Origin of the sequence: Janthinobacterium sp. YR213 (assembly GCF_900099875.1) — a bacterium.
Classification (GTDB): Bacteria; Pseudomonadota; Gammaproteobacteria; order Burkholderiales; family Burkholderiaceae_D; genus Janthinobacterium; species Janthinobacterium lividum.
Genome location: NZ_FNDA01000003.1, coordinates 821,800 through 836,114 on the forward strand (window position 1 = coordinate 821,800; position 14,315 = coordinate 836,114).

The window sequence follows — 14,315 nt, forward strand, 5'->3', positions numbered from 1 at the left end:
GCCAATGAAACATCATGGTGCAGCCATAACTTTCAGGAATGCACCATTTCAATGCAAGGGCTGATTGTTGTCAATCGCACCACGGTATAGGGCGGTGAGTATCAATTCCTCGCTGCGCCCCATGGCGGAATACGTGCCAGGATAATGTTCGGGATCGCTGCCCGTGCCGCCCACCAGCATCACCATGCCGTTCCTGTTCTTGAAATCGAGCACGAAGGCGGAGACCAGGCCATACGCGTCGCCCAGGTGGCCCACGGCCGTGAAGTCGGCACCCTCGACCAGGCGGTTGCCCTGCCCTGCCACCGCATCGAATTGCTGGTTGCCCAGGCCCCAGGCGTGGTACAGGCCCCGTTCGCTGTCGCCATTGCGTCCGTCCGGCGCCAGCTGCCATTGGCGGCCAAACATCAGCGCGATGCTGGCCGGCTGCAATAGCTGCTGATCCTGGTAGCGGCCCCCGTCGAGCAGCATCTGCATGACCTTGCCCAGTCCCGCAGCAGAGATGCGCAAGCCGCCCGTGGGGCTGAAGACGGTGGCGTTGCTGCCGATCACATACCGTTCGAGGCCGGCTGGCGCGGCCGGTGGGCGTTGGTAAAAATCATCGGCTTGCGCGATCCAGGGGCCGTGTGGCTGCCAGATCTCCGTGTCGAGCGTGCGCTTGCGGTACAGGGTAGCCGTGTTTGCCACGTCCTCCGCCGGGAAGGCGGCCGGATTGTAGCCGCCGCGCACATCGAGGGGATCGAGCAGCAGACGCCGCATCAGCAAGTCGAAGCGCTCGCCCGTGACTTTTTCCATCACGGTGCCGATCACGCCCCAGTTCAGGTTGGCATACGTGAAATGGCGGCCCGGCGCCGCAGCCGCATCCCACATCGTATTGGTGCCGGCCGTAAACACGTCGCGCAAGCTGCGTTCGGGGCCCCAGGCATAGCCGCCCGCGTCGCGCAGCGAGGAAGTGTGGCTGAGCAGGCTGCGCAAGGTCAACGGTTGCTGGGGGAAATGCGGGTTGCGCAGGGAAAAACCCAGATAGATGCCCACGTCCTGGTCCAGGCTCAGCTTGCCCTGCTCGACCAGCCGCATCAGGCCCAGGGTAGTCATCATCTTCGAGACGGAGGCGATGCGGAACAGGGTGGCTGGCGTCACGGGCAAGTTCTCTGTCGGCGTGGCGCCGATATGCCGGTAGCCAAATTGTTGTTGATACGACACCTTTCCGTGGCGGATGGCCAGCACGGACAGGCTGGCCAGCGGGTGGGCCGCATCATCGACGATGGCGGCCAACGTGGCATCGAGCGCGCGCTGCTGGTCCTTGCCGCTACCGGGCGGGGCGGCCAGCGCCGTCCACGTCGTACCCAGCAGCAGCAAGCCCAGTAAACCCGTCATTTTATTGTGCATGTTCCCTGTTTCGCGGTGTGGTGGAGGCGCCACCAGCATAGGGCGCGATGGTTTACTGCGCTAATGAAAATTGCTTATTTATCCATAATACAAAGCTATACGTACGGTAAAACATTGTTTTTTTAAGTGTATAACCGTTATTTATGGTCATTTTCCATTTATTCATGGGTGGACGGGCTACGCGCAGGCGCCATCGCTATTACACTAGGAGGACAAGGAGAACTGTATGAGCCAGACCAGCGTAGAACTCAAGGTCGATTTAAATGACAATTCGCCTTTATATATGCAGATCGCCCGCAAGCTGAGCGATGACGTACGCAACGGCCGCTACCAGGTAGACCAGGCCCTGCCATCCGAACGTACCCTGTCCGAACTGCTCGACGTATCGCGCGTAACTGCCCGCAAGGCCATCGACCAGCTCGTCGAGCAAGGCCTCGTCGTGCGCCGCCGCGGTTCGGGCAACTATATTGCCCCGCGCATCGAGCAGCCACTATCGAACCTGTCGAGCTTTTCCGAGCAGCTGCAGCAGCGCGGCTACCGCCCCGGCTCGCGCTGGCTCAAGCGCGAAGTCGTCATCGCCAGCAGCGATGAACAGCTGAGCCTGGGCCTGGCGCAGAACACGAAAGTGGCGCGCCTGGAGCGCCTGCGCCTGGCCGATGACGTCGTGATGGCATATGAAGTGAGCGTCTTGCCGTTCAGCGTGGTGCCGGAGCCTGAGGCGATGGGTGATTCGCTGTATGAATACTTGAGCAGCATCAAGAAGGCCCCCGTGCGCGCCTTGCAGCACATCCGCGCCATGAATGCGACGGACGTGCTGGCCAAGCAATTGGGCATCCCCGATGGCCAGGCCGTGCTGTTCATCACGCGCATCGCTTACCTGGAGTCGGGCGAAGCGGTGGAACTCACGCATTCGTATTGCCGCAGCGATCATTACGACTTTGTGGCCGAAATGCGCCGCGCCCCGTAAGCTTACTGCTCGATCAGGCGGATCATGGATTCCGCCACGCCGACGGACGCTTCCCAGCTCATGCCGGTCACCAGCCGGCCATCGACCTCGACGTGGCTCTTGCCGTTGGCGCCGTGCCTGAATATGCCGCCATGGCGCTTGATGCTCGCTTCTGCCGAAAAAGGATAGGCCTTGTATACCGGCGATTCCTTGTTGAGGAACGCGTCGGGGAACGAGGTGAGCACCTTGCCCTGGATCAGGAAAGTACCGTCACGCAGCTTCAGGTTCTTGATGCCCTCGGTGCCATGGCAGATGGCCGCGATTACCCCACCCTGTTGTTCGTAGATACGCAAGGCGATGTCCTGCAGCGCCTTGTTGTCCGGGATACCGACGATGGCCGCGCCGCCGCCGACGAAAGCCATGCCCGCATAGTCGTCTGCCCTGACCTCGGAAACGGGCTTGGTATGGGCCAGTGCCCACATGAAGTCACTGTCGTACAGGTGCTTCTTGAGCAGCTCGTCCGACGTGACGATCATTTCCAGAGGAATGGCGCCCCCCTCGGGACTGACGAAGTCGACGGTATACCCTGCTTTGCGAAAGACATCATAGGTATACGCGATCTCCGGAAAATTATTGCCAGCGTTGATTTTTGTGCCGGGATACTGATGCACATTCGACACCACCAGCAGCACCTTGCGTGCGTGGCGCGGGGCTGCTGGCTCGCGATGGGCCGACTTGCTGACGATTTTCCAGTTGCCGGCGATCTTTTTCAACAGAAAGACATCCACATAGCGCACCCCTTGCTCAGGAATGTGGATCTCGGCCTTGGCCGTGGCCACCTTGCCGCTCACATCCACCTTGATCAGCCGCCCGTGGCGCCCATTGAATTGCCCTGCTTTCTCCTGGGAAAAGAGTTTGGCGTATTCCGGACCGCTCAACTCCCATTCCGCATCGTTTTTGCCGTCCAGGTAAAGGCGGGAATTTGCATGGAAGGCCTGGTTGATCTCGCTTTGTACGTTAAAGCTGGTGCCATGCATATACAAGCGCACGGTTTCCCGGATGGCATTTTCGTCCTGGTCTGCGGCGGTGCCGACGGCGGTGATGCTCAGGAAGCAACAGGCGAGTATCGTTCGCAATAAAAACTGAATCATGGATGTACCCTGCATATAGAACTGCGTTTATCGGAGCAACGACTATTTCAGATCGCTGGTGCTCGATAATTTATCGAAGTGCAGGGGAATGGATGTCGCCAAACACGATTTCAGACTCCGGAATGGCGATTCCGGAGTGCTTTCATGCGGAAATGGCCCTGGCCGCCTGGCCAGATTGGGCCCGGAAGCTGGCGGGCGTCTGTCCAGCCACTTTCTTGAAGGTCGAGTAGAAGGTAGAACTGGAATTGAACCCGCAGCGCTCGGCGACGGTATCCATGTTCCATTGTGGCTCGTTGCTCAATACCTGTTTCGCTTCGGCGATACGGTATTCGTTGACGTAGGTCGTGAAGCTCTTGCCCAGCTTGTCATTCAATACCTGCGACACCTGCGCCTGCGTGCATCCCGCCCGCTTGGCGAGTTGGGCCAGGGTCAGATTCGGATTCAGATAGGATTTCTGTCCGCTCATCTGTTGTTCCAGCGCGGCAAGCACGGCCAGCGTATCTTCGTGCGCCAGGCGGTTATTCTGGTACTTCTGCTTGGGCTCGGATGGTGTCAAGCTTTCCTTTCTCAGCAGAAAGACCATCACCGCCACATGCAGCGAGAAGGTGAATGACAAGGCGCCAACGATATAGGACGTGAACGGCGTGCTCGCGTACGCCGCCAGCATGACGCAGCTGCCTGCAAAGACGCTCAGCAGGAGCACGCTGCTGGTCGCCATCCGCTGTCCCTCGTTCCACCATGCGCGGCGGCTTTGCCACAGCAGTCTGGCGGTTGCCAGCAGGTAGCATAGCCAGAACACATGAATGGCATGGCTCGACTGGTTCCACACAGCACGATACGCGGAATATGGAAAGGCTATGCCAATGCCGATCAGCAGGAAGGACAAGCCCAGGTGCCAACGCCATTGTTGTCCAGCAGGCAATTGCGCGAGCCCGGCCAAGAAAGAGCGCACATAGAGATAGGTCAAGGGACCGATCAGCAGGCAGGCCGACAGGCCCAGCTGGCGGAACTCGATTGCGATCGCCGGGTTGAAGTAGAGGAAGGCAGATTTGGCGGTGCGCACCCCGACGGCAAGCAGCAATGCCCCCAGCATGCAGTCGGCCAGGCAGCGGGGCCGGCGGCTGAAAAAATAGACGGCCAGGAAAATGCCGTTGATGGCGCCAAGGGCGCTAAACAGGAACAGCAATTGGCGAGCGATCATGGGGCGTGTCGTGGATGTTGGCGTCGAACCCAAGTATAGACACAAACGGGAGCGTATCGAAGTACAAGTAGGACATCATCACGTTCCTGCGCCAGCCATAAACTCCCGTTATGCCCGCCAGCCATCCTTTCATGGTTGATTTTGTTCGTTGGTATTAAACTGGTTTCACGGTCAACCATGTTCTGAAATCATGTTGAAAACTGAAACTCCGAGCCGGCGGCATCCGGATCTGGACCTGTATCCGGTGGAGCAACTGGTGGCGGCGCTGGTCGATGACCAGTTCTGGGCCGTCGAGGCCGTGCGGCTGGCGTCGCCCGACATCGCTGCGGCCATCACGGCCGCCCTGCCCCGCATCGCTGCCGGCGGCCGCCTGCTGTACGTGGGCGCGGGCACGTCGGGCCGCCTGGGCGTACTCGACAGTGTCGAACTCAATCCCACGTTTTCGTGGCCGCCCGAGCGGGCCGTCGCCATCCTGGCCGGCGGCGCGGGCGCCATGTTCACGGCTGTCGAAGGGGCGGAAGATAATTTGCAGCAAGGCGAGGCGGACTTGCTGTCCCTGCAGCCGCAAGACAATGACGTGGTGATCCTGCTGGCCGCCTCCGGCGCCACGCCGTATGTGCTGGGCGCCCTGCTGGCCGCGCGCAAGGCGGGTGCCTTGACGATAGGCATCGCCAACAATGTGGATGCGCCCGTGGCGCACGAGGCGCAATGCGGCATTGTGCTCGACACGGGCACGGAAGTCATTTCCGGCAGCACCCGCCTGAAAGCGGGCACGGCGCAAAAAATCACCCTGAACACGATTTCCAGCGCGCTGATGGTCGGTTTGCATAAAACTTACGGAAACTTGATGGTAGACTTGAAGCCGACCAACGCCAAGCTGATCTGGCGGGCGGTGCGTCTCACCATGCACGCCACCGGCGCCAGCGAAGTGCAGGCCAGGACCGTGCTGGAGCAATGCCAATTTCACGTCAAGGTGGCGATAGTTGCCTTGATCAAAAAAATCAACACAAACCAGGCACAGGCATTGTTGGCCGGCGCGGACGGCAGTGTGCGGGCGGCACTGGCGGCGTGATCCGATGGCGCGGCATTCTTCTGTCTGGGAGACAACGAAGGATGTATGGAGCTAGTGAAACAAACCGCCCCGGCGCGCGCAAATAAGCCGTCAAATAAGCCGTGGCTGTGGATCCCTTCCCTGTATTTTGGCCAGGGCATCCCCTATGTAGTGGTCATGACACTGTCCGTGATCATGTACAAGAACTACGGTTTTTCCAATACGGATATCGCGCTGTATACGAGCTGGCTGTACTTGCCGTGGGTCATCAAGCCCCTGTGGTCGCCCTTTATCGACATGTACCGCACCAAGCGCTTCTGGATCGTCGGCTTGCAACTGGTGATCGGCGCCGCGCTGGCGCTGGTGGCCCTGACGACGTCGCTGCCGCACTTTTTCCAGATCAGCCTGGCGATCTTCTGGCTGATGGCCTTCAGTTCCGCCACGCATGATATTGCCGCCGACGGTTTTTATATGCTGGGCCTGGAAGAACACCAGCAGGCGGCCTTTGTCGGCGTGCGCAGCACGTTTTACCGCCTGGCGATGATCGCCGGCCAGGGCGGCCTCGTGTATCTGGCCGGCTATCTGACGCATGCGACGGGCAATGTGCAGCTGGCCTGGTCCGTCGTGTTTGCGATTTTGGCGGGCCTGTTCATCGCCCTCTTCCTGTACCACTATTTTGTCCTGCCGAAACCGCAGGATGACCGTCCCAGCATCCAGGGCGCCGGTGTTTCTCCGTTGCAGGAGTTCGTCGCCACCTTTGCTTCCTTTTTCAAGAAGAAGGATATTCTCGTCATCCTGGGCTTCTTGCTGCTGTTCCGCCTCGGCGAAGCGCAACTGCTCAAATTGGCCGCGCCCTTCCTGCTCGACCCCGTTGCCAAGGGCGGCCTGGGCCTCAGCACGGAACAGGTGGGCCTCGTCTACGGCACCATCGGCGTGATCGCCCTGACCTTGGGCGGCTTGCTGGGAGGATTCATCATTTCCCGCTTCGGCTTGAAACGTTGCCTGTGGATTATGGTGCTGTCCGTCCACTTGCCCGACCTGGTGTTTGTCTATCTGGCCACCGCTTTGCCCAGCAGCATCTATGTGATCGCCAGCGGCATCGCCCTGGAGCAATTTGGCTATGGCTTCGGTTTCGCTTCGTATATGTTGTACATGATCATGGTGTCCGATGGCGCCCACAAAACGGCCCATTACGCCATCTGCACGGGCTTCATGGCCCTGGGCATGATGCTGCCGGGTATGGCCAGCGGCTGGATCCAGCAAATGCTCGGTTACCAGCATTTCTTCATCTGGGTTTGCATCGCCACCATTCCCGCTTTCATCATGGCCGCGCTGGTCAAGATCGATCCCGAATTCGGCAAGAAGGCCGAAGCCTGATTCTTTTGAACCGTGCGCCCGCATGGATGGCGGGCGCACAGTAAAATGCCCGCACCCATAGACCTGCGCTTCACCACTGCAAGGAATTGTTTTGTTGTCTACTTTCAAAAAACGCCTGGGCGCCAGCGCCGGCGTACTGGCCGCGCTGGCCGCCGCCACATTGCTCAGCAGTTGTACCAGCACCAGGCTGCCCTCCGCAGTGACGCCAGGCGAAGCGGGTTTGCCGGCCGTGCCGCCCGTGCAGCACATCACGGGCGAAGTGCCGCCGCCGGCACCGCGCGAGTTCCGCGCCGCCTGGGTCTCGACGGTCGCCAATATCGACTGGCCCAGCCGCAGCAACTTGCCGGTCGCCAAGCAGCAAGCGGAGGCCATCGCCATTCTCGACCGCGCCAAGTCCTTGAATCTGAACGCGATTGTGCTGCAAGTGCGGCCCAGCGCCGACACGATTTACCCATCGCAGCTGGAGCCTTGGTCCGAATACCTGACCGGCAAGCAAGGCCAGCCGCCGTTGCCCATGTATGACCCGCTGGCCTTCTGGGTGGCGCAGGCGCATGCGCGCGGCCTGGAATTGCACGCCTGGTTCAACCCCTACCGTGCCCGTCACGCGACGGCCAAGTCGCCGCTGGCACGCGACAGTTTCGCTTCCACCAACCCGGCGTCCGTCAAGCAATACGGCCGCTACCTGTGGATGGACCCGGGCGACGCCGCCGCCTCCAAGCACACGACGGACGTGGTGCTGGACGTGGTGCGCCGCTACGATATCGACGGCGTGCACATCGACGATTACTTTTATCCGTATCCGATCGATGCGCCTGGCGCCGGTGCGGGCGCCGAGACGGCCGCGCTGGATGCGGGCAATGGCGGCGCCAAGCGCGAACTGCCGTTCCCCGATGAGCCTTCCTGGCAGCAATATTTGCTGGCCGGTGGCCAGCTGGACCGCGCTTCCTGGCGCCGCCAGAATGTCAACCAGCTGATCGAAGCCTTATATACAGGCATCCACCGCGAAAAGAGCTGGGTGCGCTTCGGCATCAGCCCGTTCGGCATCGGCCGTCCTGACCGCCGCCCTGCCGGCATCGTCGGCTTTAGCCAGTACGATAAATTGTATGCGGATGCGGAACTGTGGCTGGCCAAGGGCTGGCTCGATTACCTGTCGCCGCAGTTGTATTGGCCCGTGGCGCAGGCGCCGCAAGCGTTTGGCGTGCTGCTCGACTACTGGCTGGCACAAAACCCGTATGGCCGCCACGTGTGGCCAGGCCTGTACACGAGCCGCATCGACAATTCCGCCAAGTCCTTCACGCCGCAAGAGATCATCAAGCAGATCGAAGTGACGCGCACGCGCCCCGGCGCGAATGGACAAGTGCATTTCAGCATGGTGCCGCTGATGCAGAACCGCAAGGGTGTCAGCGACCAGCTCAAGGCGAGCGTGTATCAAAGCCCTGCCCTGATTCCCGCCACGCCGTGGCTGGGCAAGGAGGCGCCCGGTACGCCCGTGCTGGCCTTGCGCCGCGATTCCACCAGCCTGAACATCAAATTGACGGCGGGCGGCGGCAAAGCCGTGGCGCAGTACGCGGTCTGGGCCCGCTACGGTGAAGACTGGCGCTTTACCGTGTTCACGGGCGTGCAAGGCGAGCTGACCCTGGTCGACGATGCCATTGGTAAAGTCAATGCGGTAGTGGTCAGCGCCGTGGACCGCCTCGGCAATGAAAGCCCCCGCGTTACCGTGCGCGCACCGTTTACGGCCCCCGCCAAGTAGTTGTTGACCGTTCACCGCTAGTCCATAACCTGCAGGCATGAAACATGCGCAAGCTTTCATGCCTGCAAGCTCAGCTTGGCTTTACACTCATGCCATGATTTCCTTCCCTGTAACCAATACTGACACTGCCGTGCTGGGGCTGGGCATCGACGCGGGCGGCACGCAGACGCGTTGGGCCCTGGCCAACGGGGACGGCGTCATCGTGGCCGATGGGGCTGTGGAAGGCTTGTCTGCCTTGCAAATGAGCAGCGAAGCGGGCCGGGCGGCCGTGCACGCCGCATTTTCCAGGTTGTGCCAGGCCGTGCTGGCCGTTGGCCAACCGCGCGCCGTGGTGGCGGGCTTGACGGGGTTTGGCGGCGACGATGTGGCGCTGGCGCACATGCTGGCGACCCTGCTGGCGCTGGACGCCGGCGACGTGCGCTTGGGCAACGATATTGATATCGCTTATCGCGACAGTTTTGAACCCGGCGAAGGTTATCTGGTCTACGCTGGCACGGGCTCGATTGCCGCCTGGATCGATGCGGATGGCGTATTTCATCGCGCAGGCGGGCGCGGCGTGCTGCTTGATGATGGCGGTGGCGGTTACTGGATCGCGCGCGAAGCCTTGCGCTACATCTGGCGCCGCGAAGACGAGGCGCCTGGCAGCTGGCAAGATTCGCCCATGGCCGAGGCCGTGTTTGCGCAACTGGGCGGCAGCGACTGGTCGCTGTCGCGCGCCTTCATGTATGGCCAGGACCGGGGCGCCATCGGCCGGCTGGCGCTGGCCGTGGCCGCCAGTGCGGAAAGCGACCCGCTGGCGCTGGACATCTTGCAGCGCGCGGGACAGGAACTGGCGCGTCTGGCGCTGGCCTTGACGACGCGCTACGGTCCCCGTCCTGTGGTGCTGGCGGGCCGCGCAGCGCAATTGCACCCGTCCATCGCGGTTGCCATGCGCGCCGCTTTGCCGGTATCGTTGATGATGGAGCAAAAAGTTGCCCGTTCGCATGAGGCTGCGGCCAAGGTGGCAGCCCGGGCAGCCAGCCAGCGTACTGGCAAGAACTGAACATTTTACCAACCCGAACACGGATCTTTCATGAAAAAAATCGCCCTCGCCCTGCTGGTGGCCCTGCTCTCCGCCTGTACCACGCCCGCGCCGCACCTCGACCACAGCTTGAACGCGCGCAGCCAGAGCCCGCGTGTGAAATTCATCGTCATCCATTACACGGTCAGCGACCTGCCCCGCTCGATCAAGATCCTGACGGAACAAGTGGTCAGCAGCCATTATTTGCTGACCGACACGGACAAGCCGAAGTTTTACGTGCTGGTCGACGAATCGCGCCAGGCCAATCATGCGGGTGTGAGTAACTGGAAGACTTATACACAGCTGAATGTCAGCTCGATCGGTATCGAGATCGTCAACCCGGGCTACAAGGACACGCCGGAAGGCCGCCTCTGGTATCCGTTTCCCCAGGCACAGATCGATGAGCTGATTCCGCTGTTGAAAGATATCCAGGCCCGCTACAACATCGCACCGGAAAATATCCTTGGCCATAACGAGATCGCCCCACAGCGCAAGCAGGATCCGGGCCCCCTGTTCCCTTGGCGCCAGCTGGCCGATGCGGGCCTGATCGTCTGGCCGGACGCGAACCGTGTTGCCGCGCAGCGCCTCATTTTTGAGCAGCAAGTGCCGGACGCCGTCTGGTTCCAGAAAAAGCTGGCCCAGCACGGCTATGCGACGCCGAACACAGGCGTCTTCGATGAAGCGACGCGCAATGTGCTGATCGCTTTCCAGATGAAATACCGCAACACCTTGTTCGATGGCACGCCCGATGGCGAAACGGCGGCTCTGCTGGAAGTGCTGACGACGCCGGCCCCAGCTGTTGTTGCAAAGTAGCATGGCCGTTCCAGCCCATGACTTTTTCTTATATGCTGAACATTGACGGCCCTGGCGGCCACGGCAAGGTAAAGGAATAGCTCATGCGGTTGCGTCATATCGAAGTGTTTCACGCCATCATGCAAGTTGGCACCATCAGCGGTGCGGCCCAGGTGCTGCATATCTCGCAGCCGGCCGTGACCAAGGTCTTGCAGCATTGCGAATTGCAACTGGGCATGCCGCTGTTCGAGCGCGTACGGGGTAAGTTGTATCCGAAGCCCGAGGCACACCGCTTGTTTGTCGAGACGGAAAAGCTCAACCGCGATTTATTGGGCATCCGCCGCCTGGCAGCCAGCCTGAAGGGCCATGCGGTGGAAACCATCCGCCTGGTCTCCACGCCGACGATCGCCATCAGCGTCTTGCCGTTTGCCATGACGGAGTGGCGGCGCGACTTCCCCCACACGCGTTGTCAGCTGGCTACCCACCACACGGGCGAGATCGTCAATACCTTGCGCCTCGGTGAAGCGGACTTGGCCGTGTCCCTGCAAGACCCGCGTCATCCGGGCATCGTGGCTGAACCCATCGCGCAGGGCGTCATGACGGTGATTGCGCCGGCCGGCACCTGGCATGCGGCCGATTGCGGCACGCCGTTGACGGCGCATGGCCTGAACGGCGAGCTGATCGGCCATGCGGACAACGATCCGCTGGGCGAACTGGTGGTCGCCGCCTGCGAGGCGCAGGATATCCACCCCGTCTTTTCTACCGTGGTGCAGACCTATCAAATCGCCCGTTCCCTGGTGGAAGCGGGCGCCGGCATGGCCGTGGTCGATCCTTTTACGGCCGCGTCCGGCTCGCCTGAGCGCCTGCAGCGCCGTCCTTGGGCGCCCACCATCCCCATCCAACTGTATTTATTGACGGCGAGCCACTCGCCGCTGTCGCATGGCGCGCGGCGCCTGGCCGACAGCATCGGCGTGGCGGCACGCAACTGCCTGGAAAGAGGAGTCTGATGTCTGTTGCAAGTTTGCAATTAGAAGCGGTCGGCAGCGATCCGCAATTTCGCCACCTGAGCAGCATCGCCGGCATCGCCGTCGACTTGCGCTATGCCACGCCCGACAATTTCGTCGGCCGCGACTTATACAGTCCCATCGATTGCGCCTGGCTGCACCGCGATGCGGCGGCCGCCCTGGAAAAAGCCGTGGCCTGGCTGGCCGTGAAGCGCCCCGATCATCATTTATTGGTGCTAGATGCCTTGCGTCCGCAACGGGTGCAGCAGCAATTGTGGGATGCGTTGCAAGGAACGGAGTTGCTGGGCTATATCGCCGAACCGTCGCGCGGCTCGATCCACTCGTTCGGCATGGCGCTCGACATCACCATCGTCGGCCCGGATGGGCAGGAACTGGACATGGGGACTGGCTTTGACGATTTAAGTGAGCGCTCGCACCCGGCGCTGGAGCTGGTTTTGCTGGAGAAAGGGGAAATTACGGAGGAGCAGGTGGCGCACCGCCGCCTGTTGCGCGACGCCATGTTCCAGGCAGGCTTCTTCGGCATCAACAGCGAATGGTGGCATTTCGATTGCGGCGACCGGGTGCTGGTGCGCCAGACCTACACCCGGGTACTCTGATTAGAAGACCTGTAAACCCTTCAGCATCACGATCAGGATCAGCACGGGCGAGACAAAGCGCAGCAGGAACAGCAGCACATGCGCCAGGGTTTTATTTTGCAACTGGCCATGGTTGCCGATCGCATCAATGAAATGGTCCTTGCCCCAGGTCCAGCCTGTAAACAAGGCGATCGCGATGCCACCCACGGGCAGGAAGATATTCGACGAGACGAAGTCGAACAGATCAAACATATTCAAGTTAAACAGCTTGAAGTCCGCCAGCGTGCTGTTACTCAGGGCGCATACGGAACCGAGCACGGCCAGCAGCAGCATGGTCACGATGGTGGCCCTGGTGCGCGTCCAGCCGAAACGTTCATGGAAAATCACGACGGGCACTTCCATCAGCGACAGCATCGCCCCCGTGGCGGCCACGGCAGCCAGGATGAAGAACACCACCATCAGAGCTTGTCCCATGGGTATTTGCGAGAACACGGCGGGGATCGTGATGAACACCAGTGACGGTCCCGCGCTGGGGGCGAAGCCAAAGGTGAACACGGCAGGGAAGATGGCGATGCCGGCCAGCATGGATACGCCGAGGTCGGCCGCCATTACGCGCAAGGTAGTGACGGGGATATTCTGGTCATCGCGGAAATAACTGCCGTACGTCATCATCGTGCCCATGCCGACGGACAATTTGAAGAAGGCCAGGCCCATGGCCGTCAGCACGACGGAGGCCGTCAGCTTGGAAAAATCAGGACGGAACAGGAACGCCAGGCCTTCGCCCGCCTTGTCGAGCGACAGGCTGACCGCGCACAGCAGGAGCAACAGCAGGAACAGCAGCGGCATCAGTTTCTTGGCGATCGCCTCGATGCCCTTGGTCACGCCCAACATCAATATGCCGCCGATAAACAGCAACACGCCCCATTGCCACAACAGCGATTGCAGGGGATTGCTGATCAGCGAAGCGAAGGCCGCTTCTGTCACCAGCTTGTCGCTGCTGAGGATGGAACCATCGATGGCCTTGGCGATATACGCAAACACCCAGCCCACTACCTCCGAATAGAACGCCACGATCAGGAAGGCGGCGATCATGCCGATGACGCCGACCAGCCACCAGGGCTTGCCCTTGGGCGCCAGCTGTTCCATGGTGGAGATCGGGTTGACCTTGGCGCGGCGTCCCAGGGTGATTTCCGCGATCATTACGGGCAGTCCCACTAATAAGGTAGCGAGCAGATAGATGAGCAGGAAGCCGGCGCCGCCATTGGCGCCCGTCAGGTAGGGGAACTTCCAGATATTGCCGAGACCGACTGCGGAACCGAGGGTGGCGGCGAGCACGCCGAAGCCAGTGGTAAAGCCAGCCCGTTTCAGGGTCAGGCCTGATCCTTGAGCTTGTTGTTTCATGGTGAATCTTCTATGGATGGGCGCGAATGTGCGCTGAGGGGGCGAAATTGTAGCAGTTGGCCGCAAATACCCCGGAAAAGTCTTGCTACTCCCGGGGCGCTTTGCTATAGTTCGCCTCCCCAATGAGACGCACTAGTTTGCGGCACAAAAGGGACAGCCTTCAGGGGCTGGGTAGTAGAAAAGAAGGTGTTGACGATTGTGCTGAAATGCTTCATACTCTTCCTTCTTCGCAGCTGACAAACACAACGCTTTGTCGATAGCGCGAAAGCAGTACCGAATGCAGTTCTTTAACAATTAACAGTCGATAAGTGTGGGCATTTGATGTAAGTGCAGCAGTGATCTTCGGATCGCTGTAAAACTTAAAATATCAAATGTTCACAAGAAATAATGAAATAGGCGCTACGAAAGTAGTGGCCTGTCAGTTTTTTGAGTGAGCAAATCTTTTGCAATGCAAAAGATTTGGATGGTAGTTATACTGTCCGACCTGTCAGAAATGACATTAAACAGAGATTAAACTGAAGAGTTTGATCCTGGCTCAGATTGAACGCTGGCGGCATGCCTTACACATGCAAGTCGAACGGCAGCACGGAGCTTGCT

The 14,315-nt window shown here is 60.4% G+C and carries 12 protein-coding genes and 1 rRNA gene; 9 read left to right on the forward strand and 4 right to left on the reverse strand.

The features are described from left to right. Positions 1 to 48: 48 nt before the first annotated feature. The gene (locus BLT98_RS17635; protein WP_244517526.1) at positions 49 to 1,386 is read right to left on the reverse strand and encodes a serine hydrolase domain-containing protein; all 1,338 of its coding nucleotides are present in this window, start codon (positions 1,384 to 1,386) and stop codon (positions 49 to 51) included. A 226-nt stretch (positions 1,387 to 1,612) separates the two neighbouring features. On the opposite strand from BLT98_RS17635, the gene BLT98_RS17640 reads away from it, so the two are divergent. After that, positions 1,613 to 2,353, forward strand: coding sequence for a GntR family transcriptional regulator (locus BLT98_RS17640; RefSeq protein WP_034782800.1), 741 nt, complete (start codon positions 1,613 to 1,615; stop codon positions 2,351 to 2,353). Positions 2,354 to 2,355: 2 nt separating this feature from the next. On the opposite strand, the gene BLT98_RS17645 is transcribed toward BLT98_RS17640, so the two are convergent. Together BLT98_RS17645 and BLT98_RS17650 are read right to left on the reverse strand one after the other, a co-directional pair. Continuing rightward, a complete protein-coding gene (locus BLT98_RS17645) occupies positions 2,356 to 3,483 on the reverse strand; it encodes a nuclear transport factor 2 family protein (protein ID WP_170846408.1) in 1,128 nt (375 codons plus the stop codon). A gap of 142 nt (positions 3,484 to 3,625) precedes the next feature. Continuing rightward, positions 3,626 to 4,684 carry a helix-turn-helix transcriptional regulator gene (locus BLT98_RS17650; RefSeq protein WP_092609860.1) on the reverse strand — a complete coding sequence of 353 codons (1,059 nt, stop codon included), beginning with the start codon at positions 4,682 to 4,684 and terminating at the stop codon, positions 3,626 to 3,628. A 190-nt stretch (positions 4,685 to 4,874) separates the two neighbouring features. Here BLT98_RS17650 and BLT98_RS17655 point away from each other — a divergent pair, with 190 nt between their 5' ends. The 7 genes from BLT98_RS17655 (at position 4,875) to BLT98_RS17685 (ending at position 12,338) form a co-directional block, all read left to right on the forward strand. Next, the gene (locus BLT98_RS17655) at positions 4,875 to 5,756 is read left to right on the forward strand and encodes an N-acetylmuramic acid 6-phosphate etherase (RefSeq protein ID WP_070278408.1); all 882 of its coding nucleotides are present in this window, start codon (positions 4,875 to 4,877) and stop codon (positions 5,754 to 5,756) included. Between the two features lie 45 nt (positions 5,757 to 5,801). Next, the gene (locus BLT98_RS17660; protein WP_092609863.1) at positions 5,802 to 7,112 is read left to right on the forward strand and encodes an MFS transporter; all 1,311 of its coding nucleotides are present in this window, start codon (positions 5,802 to 5,804) and stop codon (positions 7,110 to 7,112) included. Positions 7,113 to 7,203: 91 nt separating this feature from the next. Beyond that, positions 7,204 to 8,865 carry a glycoside hydrolase family 10-like protein gene (locus BLT98_RS17665; RefSeq protein ID WP_092609866.1) on the forward strand — a complete coding sequence of 554 codons (1,662 nt, stop codon included), beginning with the start codon at positions 7,204 to 7,206 and terminating at the stop codon, positions 8,863 to 8,865. 94 nt (positions 8,866 to 8,959) lie between these two features. Next, positions 8,960 to 9,907 carry an N-acetylglucosamine kinase gene (locus BLT98_RS17670; protein ID WP_244517528.1) on the forward strand — a complete coding sequence of 316 codons (948 nt, stop codon included), beginning with the start codon at positions 8,960 to 8,962 and terminating at the stop codon, positions 9,905 to 9,907. A gap of 30 nt (positions 9,908 to 9,937) precedes the next feature. Next, positions 9,938 to 10,738, forward strand: coding sequence for an N-acetylmuramoyl-L-alanine amidase (locus tag BLT98_RS17675; RefSeq protein WP_034752412.1), 801 nt, complete (start codon positions 9,938 to 9,940; stop codon positions 10,736 to 10,738). 83 nt (positions 10,739 to 10,821) lie between these two features. Next, positions 10,822 to 11,724 (forward strand): LysR family transcriptional regulator, encoded by a 903-nt coding sequence (locus BLT98_RS17680; protein ID WP_034782805.1) that lies wholly within the window; start codon positions 10,822 to 10,824, stop codon positions 11,722 to 11,724. After that, entirely contained in the window at positions 11,724 to 12,338 is a 615-nt protein-coding gene (locus BLT98_RS17685; protein WP_092609872.1) for a M15 family metallopeptidase, read from the forward strand. Before BLT98_RS17680 ends, BLT98_RS17685 begins: the two co-directional genes overlap by 1 nt. Here the strand turns inward: BLT98_RS17685 and BLT98_RS17690 are convergent, their stop codons facing one another. Further along, on the reverse strand, positions 12,339 to 13,718 hold the full coding sequence (locus BLT98_RS17690; protein WP_092609875.1) for a sodium-dependent transporter: 1,380 nt from the start codon (positions 13,716 to 13,718) through the stop codon (positions 12,339 to 12,341). It lies immediately after the preceding gene. A gap of 512 nt (positions 13,719 to 14,230) precedes the next feature. On the opposite strand from BLT98_RS17690, the gene BLT98_RS17695 reads away from it, so the two are divergent. Next, a 16S ribosomal RNA gene (locus BLT98_RS17695) occupies positions 14,231 to 14,315 on the forward strand; the annotation flags it as partial.

Coding starts and splice junctions, on each gene's coding strand:
- BLT98_RS17660 (WP_092609863.1), top strand. CDS start 5,802: ATGGAGCTAGTGAAACAAACCGCCCCGGCGCGCGCAAATAAGCCGTCA.
- BLT98_RS17675 (WP_034752412.1), top strand. CDS start 9,938: ATGAAAAAAATCGCCCTCGCCCTGCTGGTGGCCCTGCTCTCCGCCTGT.
- BLT98_RS17690 (WP_092609875.1), bottom strand. CDS start 13,718: ATGAAACAACAAGCTCAAGGATCAGGCCTGACCCTGAAACGGGCTGGC.
- BLT98_RS17685 (WP_092609872.1), top strand. CDS start 11,724: ATGTCTGTTGCAAGTTTGCAATTAGAAGCGGTCGGCAGCGATCCGCAA.
- BLT98_RS17670 (WP_244517528.1), top strand. CDS start 8,960: ATGATTTCCTTCCCTGTAACCAATACTGACACTGCCGTGCTGGGGCTG.
- BLT98_RS17680 (WP_034782805.1), top strand. CDS start 10,822: ATGCGGTTGCGTCATATCGAAGTGTTTCACGCCATCATGCAAGTTGGC.
- BLT98_RS17640 (WP_034782800.1), top strand. CDS start 1,613: ATGAGCCAGACCAGCGTAGAACTCAAGGTCGATTTAAATGACAATTCG.
- BLT98_RS17645 (WP_170846408.1), bottom strand. CDS start 3,483: ATGATTCAGTTTTTATTGCGAACGATACTCGCCTGTTGCTTCCTGAGC.
- BLT98_RS17655 (WP_070278408.1), top strand. CDS start 4,875: ATGTTGAAAACTGAAACTCCGAGCCGGCGGCATCCGGATCTGGACCTG.
- BLT98_RS17650 (WP_092609860.1), bottom strand. CDS start 4,684: ATGATCGCTCGCCAATTGCTGTTCCTGTTTAGCGCCCTTGGCGCCATC.
- BLT98_RS17635 (WP_244517526.1), bottom strand. CDS start 1,386: ATGCACAATAAAATGACGGGTTTACTGGGCTTGCTGCTGCTGGGTACG.